At 45.8% G+C, this 11,255-nt stretch carries 9 protein-coding genes; 7 read left to right on the top strand and 2 right to left on the bottom strand.

Annotation, left to right across the window (positions count from 1 at the left end; translation table 11 throughout):
• The first annotated feature begins 98 nt into the window (after positions 1–98).
• The 3 genes from A6049_RS34145 (at position 99) to A6049_RS18175 (ending at position 3,610) form a co-directional block, all read left to right on the top strand.
• A complete protein-coding gene (locus tag A6049_RS34145) occupies positions 99–1,316 on the top strand; it encodes a WXG100 family type VII secretion target (protein ID WP_063566027.1) in 1,218 nt (405 codons plus the stop codon).
• Positions 1,316–1,576, top strand: a complete 261-nt coding sequence (locus A6049_RS18180) for a hypothetical protein (protein ID WP_063566026.1) — start codon at positions 1,316–1,318, stop codon at positions 1,574–1,576. The genes A6049_RS34145 and A6049_RS18180 overlap by 1 nt, the downstream gene beginning before the upstream one ends.
• Positions 1,577–1,855: 279 nt before the next feature.
• Positions 1,856–3,610, top strand: a complete 1,755-nt coding sequence (locus tag A6049_RS18175) for a methyl-accepting chemotaxis protein (RefSeq protein ID WP_063566025.1) — start codon at positions 1,856–1,858, stop codon at positions 3,608–3,610.
• A 191-nt stretch (positions 3,611–3,801) separates the two neighbouring features.
• Here the strand turns inward: A6049_RS18175 and A6049_RS18170 are convergent, their stop codons facing one another.
• Both A6049_RS18170 and A6049_RS18165 read right to left on the bottom strand, forming a co-directional pair.
• A complete protein-coding gene (locus A6049_RS18170; RefSeq protein ID WP_063566024.1) occupies positions 3,802–4,311 on the bottom strand; it encodes a GNAT family N-acetyltransferase in 510 nt (169 codons plus the stop codon).
• Between the two features lie 167 nt (positions 4,312–4,478).
• The gene (locus A6049_RS18165) at positions 4,479–5,246 is read right to left on the bottom strand and encodes an AraC family transcriptional regulator (RefSeq protein ID WP_143038109.1); all 768 of its coding nucleotides are present in this window, start codon (positions 5,244–5,246) and stop codon (positions 4,479–4,481) included.
• Between the two features lie 194 nt (positions 5,247–5,440).
• Between A6049_RS18165 and A6049_RS18160 the strand changes: the two genes are divergently transcribed.
• The 4 genes from A6049_RS18160 to A6049_RS18145 all read left to right on the top strand — a co-directional run bounded on the left by A6049_RS18160 (position 5,441) and on the right by A6049_RS18145 (position 11,204).
• Complete coding sequence (locus A6049_RS18160) at positions 5,441–7,762, top strand: glycoside hydrolase family 127 protein (RefSeq protein ID WP_063566023.1); 2,322 nt, start codon at positions 5,441–5,443, stop codon at positions 7,760–7,762.
• A gap of 82 nt (positions 7,763–7,844) precedes the next feature.
• A complete protein-coding gene (locus tag A6049_RS18155; RefSeq protein ID WP_063566022.1) occupies positions 7,845–8,411 on the top strand; it encodes a Uma2 family endonuclease in 567 nt (188 codons plus the stop codon).
• A 360-nt stretch (positions 8,412–8,771) separates the two neighbouring features.
• A complete protein-coding gene (locus tag A6049_RS18150; protein WP_063566066.1) occupies positions 8,772–9,503 on the top strand; it encodes a hypothetical protein in 732 nt (243 codons plus the stop codon).
• A 12-nt stretch (positions 9,504–9,515) separates the two neighbouring features.
• Positions 9,516–11,204: a vWA domain-containing protein gene (locus A6049_RS18145; RefSeq protein ID WP_063566021.1), complete on the top strand. Its 1,689-nt coding sequence runs from the start codon at positions 9,516–9,518 to the stop codon at positions 11,202–11,204.
• Positions 11,205–11,255 lie beyond the last annotated feature (51 nt).

The following is an 11,255-nucleotide window of genomic DNA, read 5'->3' as shown; positions in this document are numbered from 1 at the left end:
TTTATAATAAAGGACCAGAAGTACGTTTGAATCTTACATAAATCATACTCCTCCCTTGGATTCATATAACAACGAATATATTTCGAACGAGGTACCACATGACGACGATAAAAGTAACACCGGAACAGCTGTTATCAGTCTCCAGACAGTTTGAAGTAGCCCAAAGCCAGGTTTTTCAGATGAACAGTATCCTGAAACAACACTTATTCGAGATCGAAAGACAGTGGGATGGCAGCACGAAGGAGAAGTTTTATTATGATTTTACAGTGGCGCAGAAGGTCATGGATAACTTTGTTTCCTTGTCTCTGTCCATTGCGGAGGAATTACAGAGGTATTCCGAGAAATTCAGACTTGCAGATCAGCAAGCTCTGCAATCCTATGATCCAAGGTGCGCACCACCGCCACCGGATGAATGCAGGGCCCCTAATACGGATACACGCAATGCGTTTCAAAAATCGGCTGACAGTTTGGCTGAATTGGGCCGTGACTTTATGCAATCTGCGGATGCTCGGTATCAAAAGCGTTATGATAGTGTAGGTGGATTTTTGGATTACTGGACGTTCGGAATTCCGAGTGGTCTGGTTCAGGGCTATGTGGACCGTGCAGATAAAGCATTCAACTCGCCCAATGATACAGCTAATTGGCTTACATTCGGTATTCATGGTACGATCCGTGAAGCGACGTTTCCAACGAATACCTGGTCTAGTGAACATTGGGCGAACATATTTGGCGTAGGTGGATTGATGCTGGGTGGCGGATATGCCTCTACGATGATTAAGCCACATAATCTATTAACCTCTAAAGGAGGGGGTGTGAGAATCAATTCCTCTTCCCCTCCTGGAACAGGGGATATGACGAAGGAGATTAGTAAGGGGACGGAGAAAATTGATTTTGTGGATGAGACTGGTCGTCTCGGTGGTAAACTGTATGGTGAAAAGGATTTGAATCTGTTAGGTAATTATCTTGATAAAAGAGGGGTAAATCTGAAAGTTGGAGATGAGTTTTTGCCACCTGGAAAAGGAGGAGGCTTTAACTACAATACTGGTGAACTTATACTGAAGAGCAACCCAACACAATATGAAGTTTGGCATGAATTGTCGCACTATGTCCAATATAAACAAATCGGAAAAGAGGCTTATTCAAATTTGCCTCGGACTAGCGGACCAGTTCCAATGAACGATTTATCCAAATTCAATGCTCCTGAGCAATTTGTCTATGACATGTTATCAAATAGCCCTAAAAAATGGAACTCGTTAAATGAAGCTGAGCAACTACATGCTAACTGGTATATTACACAATATGGAGGTGTTCGTTAATGAAGTTATCGAGAGAAAGAGCAGAACAACTAGCGCTTGAATATGTAAATAAAGATAAAAATGAAAACTTCAAATTAGTTCTCCTTGGTGTAGAAGTCTCCGAAATTTCTCCCCAATATTGGGCCGCTACTTTCGAGGTTAGAACTTCAGAAGGGCATATTTTAGAAGGTCCTTTACTAATACTTATAGATGATGAATTAGAAAAAGCAATGAGTTTAGATGAGGCCGTCGAAGCTCACTTGGCCAATAAAGATAACTGATATTCGTATTTTGGAAGTAGTGGTAGACCGATTTAAGCTTGAGTTATCGGTAAATTGTAGTTCAAAACATCGTCAGTTAAGAGCTGACGGTGTTTTTTTATTGTGCTTTTAAAGTAGCTAACACAGTCATGATAGCGTTTTAATCCGTATCCAATATTTTCTTGCCTAATTCGACAACTTCATATACTATTTTCACATTACATAGTGCTTCAAGCATGTAGTTTTTGGGTAGTCGTAGTCGAAAAGGCTTACATACAGGTGTGAGAGGAAGAGGATTGGATGGTCGGTTTTTTCAAGAAACGTTTGGTTGTTCGCATTGTTGCCATTGTTACATTGGTCATTGTGATTATATCTGCGGGAAGCATGCTGCTTCAGCTGGCGAATATGAAGCTAGCCGCGCAGGAGGCCATATCGAGTTATAATATTCAAATTGCCGAGAGTTATGTGAAACAGCTGGATACAGGATCGTATGTGGAATTTGCCAAAGACCCCAAGGAAAATGACGTGTTCTTGAAGATTCGTGATGAGCTGGATGATTTTCGTGTGAGCATCGGTGCGATGTATGTGTATTTTGTAAAAATAGACGATACAGGCACACCTCTCATTATGGTGGACGGCATGAAAGATGCAGATAAAGCATCACCGATCAATGAAGTGACGGATATCCCAGGTGATGCAGTCCAAAAGCTCCTGCAAGGGAAAACAGCCAGTTCCCCTATCATTAATAATGAGGAGTATGGCGAATATATTTCCTCATACGCTCCGATTTTGGACAGTAATGGAGTTTTGACGGGTGTGATTGGAATTGATACGGCTGTGTCGGTCATTGGAAGTATTGAGTCAGATATTATGAAGTCCAGCATTCCATTATATGCCCTGTTGTTGTTCATCACGATTGCAGGCATCGCGGTTGTATTGTGGTTCATCGTAAGAGGGCTGCGACCGCTGAAACCGTTGAAGGCAAGCGTCGAACAAATGGCGCAAGGTGAGCTGGCGGAAGCTAACCGAATCCTGACAGCCTATCAGCTGCAGAGTGAGGATGAGATTGGCAGCACATTCAAGGCGATGATTCATATGTCTGGGGACTTAAATAAAATGATCGGCGACATGGTCGAGGGTGTTTCGGTAACCACTGATATTCTCGCGGAATCAACGGAGCAATTCAATCGTGATGCAGAAGACATGCTTGAGATGAATAAGAGCGTTGACCAGTCCGTGCAGCAGATCAGACAGGGAGCACATACCCAGAAGCAAGGTGCTAGCGACAGCGCTAATGCGATGGAAGAGATCGCAAAAGGCATTACCGATATTTCAGAGTCCTCTACAGCCGTGTCCGACGCTGCAACAACTGCACTTGCTACGGCACAATCAGGTAAGCAGAGCATGACGCAAATGAAGAAACAGATGGAGAGCATTTCGGCTGTATCTGCTGAAGTTGTAGCCATGGTCCAAGTGCTTAACAACTTCTCGCAGCAAATCGGCGGTGCGCTTCATACGGTGCGGGATTTTGCGAGTCAGACTAAGCTGCTGGCGCTGAATGCTTCAATTGAAGCCGCTCATGCAGGAGAACATGGAAAGGGATTTGCCGTTGTAGCGGATGAAGTACGAAAATTGGCGGAGGCTTCAAGCACATCTGTGCAGACGATATCGGATTTGTTGCTCAGCATTCAACAGGAGTCAGAGCATATTGGAACACAGATGGATGTTACCTCCCAAGAGATCGGCCAGGGGGTGACGAGCACAGCAGAAGCAGAGCTTGCCTTCACGCATATGGTTGAGGCGTTTCGTGTGGTGACACGTCGTATCCAGGAGGTTTCCGCAGCAGCGGAAGAGATATCGGCGGGTTCCGAGGAAGCGGCAGCATCGGTCAACACCATCTCGCAAATTTCATCCGGCGTTTCAGATCATTCAGATGACATTTATCGCTTAACAGGGGAGCAGTCGAGCATGTTCCGGAAGGTGGCACAAACGTCCACGCTGCTGAGGCAGCAAACGATTGAGATGAGCGAAGCTGTAAGAAAAGTAAAGGTATGACCGACAAGAGCCATGCAAAAATTCTGGTGGAAATCGGCTGTTAATAGTGTGGAAAATGGAGCGAATAGCATTTGCTGCTCGATTCCGATTCTTTAGATTAGAATAACGCTAAAAAGGGATACCCTCGGTCGTATTAATGACTTATGGGCATCCCTTTTTGTGTTATCCACGCTTATTACCATTTGCGAGAATTATGAATCATAACGGTAGCAAATTGCTTTGCCTCCACCACTCTCGGAACTGAATTCCGGGTCTTCTACAAAACCGAAACGTTCGTATAATCGGATCGCGTTGACCATCTGGCCGCCCGTATATAAATACACCGTATTTTTGCCCATGTCTTTAGCAGACTCAACACATTGTTGAAGCAATTCTCTGGCAATACCGTGACCTCTCCACTTGGGATCAACGCCCAGCAGTCGAATAAACGGATAATCAATAGGCAACTCGAAGCTCGGATAAGCCTTATGCGCTGTCTCAAACAATTGCACCGTTCCGACAATCTGATTATCAATTTTGGCAATCCATAATTGCTTAATATAAGGATTGCTCGGCGATTCCCGAATGTCCTTCAAATAATGTTCCCATTGTTCCTGTGTTTGGAACGTGTCCCGGTACTCGGAGTAACTTTCAATGAGAATATGTACAATTTCTTCATGGTCAGCTTCTGTAGCGGGATGAATCGTTACTGCCGTTGTCATCTCAAGTTCTCCTTCTGATCTTGGTTTGATAAGAGATATAGTTGACTTGAATTGTATCACACCCAATGGTACTGGATTAATTCAAATTTTCTATATATGACTCATGAAATTCTATGAGTTGGTATAATCCGCACAAGCACATCTAAGGTTCGCACGTATAAGGTTCATTATAGGCGATTGAGCTGTGTGGAATACAAATTATTGCGATATTCGGTGGGTGTATTGCCTTCGTATTGTTTGAACATGCGCAGGAAAAGTTTGTAATCCGAAAAACCGCATTGCCCCGCGATTTCTTTCACACTGGCATTGGTATTGAGCAGCATCTGCTTGGCCCGGCGAATCCGTTCCGTGAGGATATAGGTTTTGAGCCCAATGCCTTTCTCACGTTTCACCATTTTGGAGATATAGTCCTTGTTAAAATTAAAAGTCTCGGCAATCTTACCAACCGTAATGTCGGTATGCAGATGAATATCCACCCACTTGCAGATGTGGTCAACGATCGCATTGTGCGGCCGATAACCCGCCTGTGTGTTGCGTTCCAGTTCTTTGAGCAGCAGCAGCAAGGCCGCGTCTGCTTCTTCTGGTGAGAACGATGAACTATGCAGTAATTGCTTGAACAGCTGATTGGCGGTGGACGGAACCTGAATAGTCGCATGGGTGGGATACTGGTCGAACTCTTTCTCAATCGAATCATAATGAACCCAGTAAAAGCTGACGGGAGCATCGCTAACCTGATAGCCGTAATGGGTGCGTCCAGCTCTCAGAAATAGCAGATCATTTGCACGAACCACGAACTGCTCGTCCTCCTCCGCAATGTACATCTCGCCTTCCAACATCAAAATGACCTCGTGAACAGGCATGCTGCGCTTCATGTGGCTCCAATTACCTTCGGTTATGAACTTGCCGCACAGGTAATGTTCCAATGGCTTTTGCATAGGACGGATTTCTCCACCTTTTCTTGGATTATGAGTCTGATGTAGTTGTATTTTATTTGATAATATGAGGATATTCAAGGCCTATATGAAGAAAGTTCGTAAAGGACACATGAATTTCAACACGGATTTTACCCTTTGTACAATTATATAAGTACTTCTAAATATCCACTACATACCGAGGAGGAGCGAGCAGAATGATTGAAACCAAAAAGGGTTTTCTGGGACCGGAGCATGTAGATCTGTTAAATGGCGTTTTTCAAACGTCACAGGAAGTTGGAGAAAAGTATTTGTTATCACTGGACATTGATCGTTTTCTGGCACCATGTTTTGAGGCCCATGGGCTACCGGTGAAAAAGGATCGATACGCGGGTTGGGAGGCGCGCTCGATTAGTGGGCATTCCCTTGGACACTATCTGTCTGCCTTGGCAGTGACCTATCAGGCGACAGGTAATGAAACGTTAAAGCAAACGCTGGACTACGCGGTCAGCGAGCTTGCATCCATTCAACAGCATACAGGCAGCGGGTATGTCGGCGGCCTGTCCGAAGAAGCTTTCCGTATTGCATTTCGGGCAGAGCATATTGGTGGTTTTAACATCGGCGAATACTGGGTGCCTTGGTACAGTGTGCACAAAATCTATCGTGGTCTGATTGACGCTTACAAATTAACGGGCAATCAACAGGCTCTTGAGGTGGTAACACGGTTTGCGGATTGGGCGGTAGAAGGTCTAAGCCCGATGACAGAAGAACAGATGCAGGTCATGCTTCTATGTGAACACGGCGGTATGAACGAAGTGTTTGCACATTTGTATGGAATCACCGGGAAGTCTGTATACCTTGAGATAGCCAACAAATTCACACATCAATTAATCCTCGAACCGTTGGAGCACAAGCAGGACGATCTTCAGGGCAAACATGCGAATACGCAGATTCCGAAAGTCATCGGTGCAGCCGAAATATACAATCAGGATCATAATCACGAGAGCTACCGGACAGCGGCGGAGTTTTTCTGGGATACCACGATCCATCATCGGTCTTATGTATTTGGTGCAACGAGCATTTCGGAGCATTATGAAGCGAAAGGCATGGAGAGTCTGGGCATTAAAACCGGAGAGAGTTGCTGTACCCACAACATGATGCATCTGACGAAGCAGCTCTACACCTGGAATCCCGACAGCGCATACATGGACTATTATGAAAATGCGATCTACAACCATATCCTGGGCACACAGGACCCGGACACAGGCAACAAAACGTATTTTGCATCAACACTGCAAGGTCACTACAAAATCTACGGTACTCACGATACCGCCTGGTGGTGCTGTACAGGATCTGGCATGGAGAACCCGGGCAAATACGCCGAGGCGATCTATTTCGAGGATGAGCAGGATCTGTACGTTAACCTGTATATTGCTTCCCAGTTGGACTGGAGATCCCAAGGCATGTCGCTGAAGCTCGAAACTGACTTTCCTTATTCGGAAAAGGTAACCCTTACGATCACCGAAGGCAGCGCCTCGGCCAATCTTAGACTACGTGTGCCCTCATGGCTACAGGAGCCAATGACGGCAACGGTCAACGGGGATACGGCCCATCCGCATACCCGGATGGAACCCGGATACCTCGACATCGAGCGCACATGGACCGCTGGCGATGTCATCATCATCACGCTGCCGATGTCGCTCCACCAATACACGTCCAGGGACGATGCACACAAAGTGTCATTCCTGTACGGTCCGATTGTGCTGGCAGGGGCTTTGGGAAGCGAAGGGCTGCCCGAGGATACCATCGTGGACGAAACGGCACTGAATCCCAAAACCGCACCTGTACCTGTGATCTGGACAGAGCAGGAGGATGTGCAAGAGTGGATCAAGGTTGTAGACGTGAGTACGTTGACGTTTGAGATCAGCAAGGACGTCACCTCGGACGGCAACCCGGTGAAACTGATTCCGTTCTATGATGTGCATCATGAGTTCTATACGGTCTATTGGCCGTTTAACGATGAAGGGGATGCACTGGAGAAGGAATTGAATGATATCACCATCGACAGGGTGCAGCCTGACGGTCAGCAGGATGAGATTGGACATCATCTGGATAGCAATTGCCGTGCAGAACAGCATAACGGTTCATATACAGACAGCCGCAACAAGCTGCATATGTGGCGAGAAGCATATGGTGTCAGCGGGGCTTACTTCAGCTACCAGCTGGCGGTGGATGGTTCTGCACCGAACTATGTATGCGTGGCATACTGGGGCGGGGATCATTCTCCTTTTGAACGGGAAGGAACACGGCATGAAAGAATATTTAGTATCGCCGTCGATGGAAATGTGGTCGGTGAACAGCGGATTCATATGAACAAGATCGGTGAAGTGTTCTTCGTTACCTATGATATCCCTCAGACGGTTACGTCAGGTAAAGACAGTGTGCGAGTTGCATTCCAAGCGTTGGACGACAACGGATGTGCTGGAAAAGTGGTGGAGGTACGTACAACGCGCAGCAAACCGGAATCTATCTTTTCGTAAAAGAGGCATTGTATGAAATTGGGCAAACACAATGGTATAATAATAGTAAAATGCTGATTAGGTAAAAGAGGAGGATGGAAGTGTGGCAAAACCGGATAATAAAGGCATCTATAGTTTTCAGGATTGGTTAACTTGGGAGGGGACTTGGGAGTTAATTAACGGCAAAGCGTTCAATATGTCTCCAGCCCCCACCTCATTACACCAGTTTATTGTAGGTGAACTGCACTTCTCCTTGCGTACTTTTTTTCAGAATCGGAAATGTATCGTCTTTGTTGCTCCCTTTGACGTGTATTTCAGCGAGAATGAACAGTATGACGTACCTGATCATGTTGTCCAACCGGATTTATCGGTGGTTTGTTCCAAAGACCAAATAACCAAAAACGGCTGTCAAGGTGCGCCGTCTCTAATCATAGAAGTACTTTCTCCTTCAACTGCGCTGAAGGATTTTAACGAGAAGTTTAATCTGTATCAGAAATACGGTGTGAATGAATACTGGATTGTTGACCCTGGCAATCAGACCGTTCATGTGTACACATTGGAAGAAGGCAGTTACCAGAACCGTCATCTGTACACGGAGCAAGAAATGATTCAATCGGTGTTATATCCGGAACTGGAAATTCCGCTTCGGAATTTATTCAAGCTGAATTAGATTAGACAACAACATCATCACTCCGGCGCAGGCGTCGGGGTGTTTTTTCTTTTTATCGTATCGAACAAGCCCTATATAAAAAATGACACGCACTGCAAATTTCCACGTATTACCTGATAACATTTCTTTTTCCGCCACCGATTGTCCAAGGGCATCAAGTTCGGTTCACAAAGGTTACAAAATCTTATCCACGTTGTCCCTCTAAAGATGAAATGGGATAAGCCCAAGCCACGTATATTATGAATATCCATATTAATCCACCCGAATGCGGCAACATCATGTACAATGAAATAAAGTTCCAATGGTAAATATCGACATAAAGCTTCAACACATAGCGCGAAAGGAGGTCTGATGATTTACATGATAAAGTACATAAAACTGCTGGGGCTGATCTTCGGCGTTGTGGTCATGAATGTTCTATTGTTCTCACCAGGATTCATCGGACTGGAGTTTGGCGGGGGAGCATTTACAACAGCGCTCTCGGTGACATTTCTGTTCGGCAGCGTGATGGCTCTCTTCTATGGAAGCTACACTTTATTGTTCAGACAGCCGGTAGTCTTGCCTGTGAAGAATATCGAAACCCATGAAGATTATGTGGAAGCGTTATCCTTTTATCGACGCATTAAAGTGCTTGAGGAAGATATCACATTGGGATTATCTCAACTAAGCCGCATGAAGAAAAAGAAAGAAACCCTCCTGAACGTTTTGAATCAGCGATTTGATCCGGGGGAACTGAGTTACAAGAAATTTGCTTCGGTCACCCTCGAGGTGGAGAAGCTGTTATACCTCAACATCCGAAGTGTACTTAACCGACTCAATGTGTTCGATGAAGCGGAGTACGCCAGCCTGATGAAGTCCAAATCCGCTACACTTCCCCAAAAGCTCTTTCAGGAAAAGACCAAAGTATATAACGACTATCTGAGCTATGTGAAAAACTCGCTTCATACCAATGAGGAAATTCTTTTGAAGCTTGACCAATTGATGCTGGAAATCTCCCGCTTGGACAGCTTTGAAGCAGGAGATATTGAACAAATGCCATGTATGCAAGAAATTGACCAATTAATCAAGCACACTAAATTATACAGACAGTGAGGGGTTGTACGTATGGCTAAGAAGGGAAAGTTTTTTTTCATATCGATCGTGATGCTGGTACTCGTGTTTGGCCTCGTATATGCAGGGATTACGCTGACGTCGAACGTTGGTAAATCCAGTACACAGGTAACGACAGAGAATGCAGGCAAAGAGTTAGGGAAGTTGTATGCGGACATTGCGCCGGCAACGGCTGAACCTGTGAAGGGACAGATTGATCTCGATCCGGTGGATGTGGCTGAATCACTGCCGGACATCTCCAAATTTCCGATCACGGTCGAGAATACAACGAATGATTATATAGAGATCTTTTCTTCCATTGAAAAGGCGGGAACCGGAGCAGATGGCTGGTTGACCGAGGTCACCGAAGAGTTCAACAAGGCTAACATTACCGTTGGCGGCAAACAGGTTTCAGTGAAATTACGTAATATCGCATCCGGTACGGCTGCTGATTATATTAAGTCTGGTAAATATGTGCCTGATGCGTACACTCCCTCGAATGAGTTATGGGGCGAGATGGTAGCTGCAAGCGGAGTAAAGACAGACCTGGTATCCAAAAGACTGGTGGGGAACGTTCCTGGTATCGTCATCTCGAAAGCCAAATATGATGCGCTGGTCGACACGTACGGATCGGTTAATGTAAAAACCGTGACCGAAGCGATTGCCAACAATGAGCTCGCGATGGGGTACACCGATCCGTTCGCCAGTTCCACGGGCCTAAACTTTCTCGTGACGGCACTCAACACATACGACAGCTCCAATCCGCTTGGTGAGAAAGCGATTGAGGGTTTTGAGAAGTTCCAAGCGAACGTACCGTTTACGGCGTCCACAACCATTCAGATGCGTGAGGCAGCCAAGTCAGGGCGACTGGACGCATTTGTACTGGAGTACCAGACTTACGTAAACACCGCAGATCTGAAAAGTGGATATGTCTTTACCCCTTTTGGCGTAAGACATGACAGCCCGCTGTATGCACTGGGGCAACTGCCGCAGAACAAGCAAGAGATCATTAAGAAGTATGCGGAATTCGTAACCCAAGCGAAGTATCAGCAATCGGCTGAGGAATTCGGCTTCAACGGCTTGCAAGACTACAAGTCTGAATTGAACACAGTGGATGGTGGCACCTTGTTGTCCGCTCAGAAAGTATGGAAAGAGAAAAAGAACGGCAGTAAACCGATTGCCGCCGTATTTGTAACCGACGTATCCGGGAGTATGGACGGCGAACCGCTGAACCGACTCAAGGAATCATTGCGCAAAGGCCAGAAGTTCCTTGGCACAGATAACAGCATCGGCCTCGTCTCCTACTCTAGTGGAGTAACGGTGAATCTGCCAATTGCCAAGTATGATACGAATCAGCAGTCGATGTTTGTTGGTACGGTGGATAGCCTGCAAGCGGGTGGAGGTACGGCAACCTTTGATGGGATCGTCGTGGCGATGAAGATGCTTGAAGATTATATGGCTACCAATCCAAATGTGAAACCACTGATCTTTGTCCTAAGTGATGGAGAGACCAATGAGGGTCATACACTGAAGGATATTCGTGATCTGGTTGAGACGTACAAAGTGCCAATCTACACGATCGGTTATAACGCGGACATCAAAGCTTTGGAGAGTATCTCCAGCATTAACGAAGCGGCAAGCATTAACGCCGATACAGACGATGTGGTGTACAAAATCGGTAACCTGTTCAACGTGCAGATGTAGCACGGGGACTGCACTTGAAGTGACCTAATGTAAGGTTCATTATTCCATTTT

The organism is Paenibacillus sp. O199 (assembly GCF_001636635.1).
GTDB classification, from domain to species: domain Bacteria; phylum Bacillota; class Bacilli; order Paenibacillales; family Paenibacillaceae; genus Paenibacillus; species Paenibacillus marchantiae.
The sequence above is the reverse complement of the archived record's forward strand: the minus strand, read 5'-3'. Positions and strand labels throughout refer to the sequence as shown.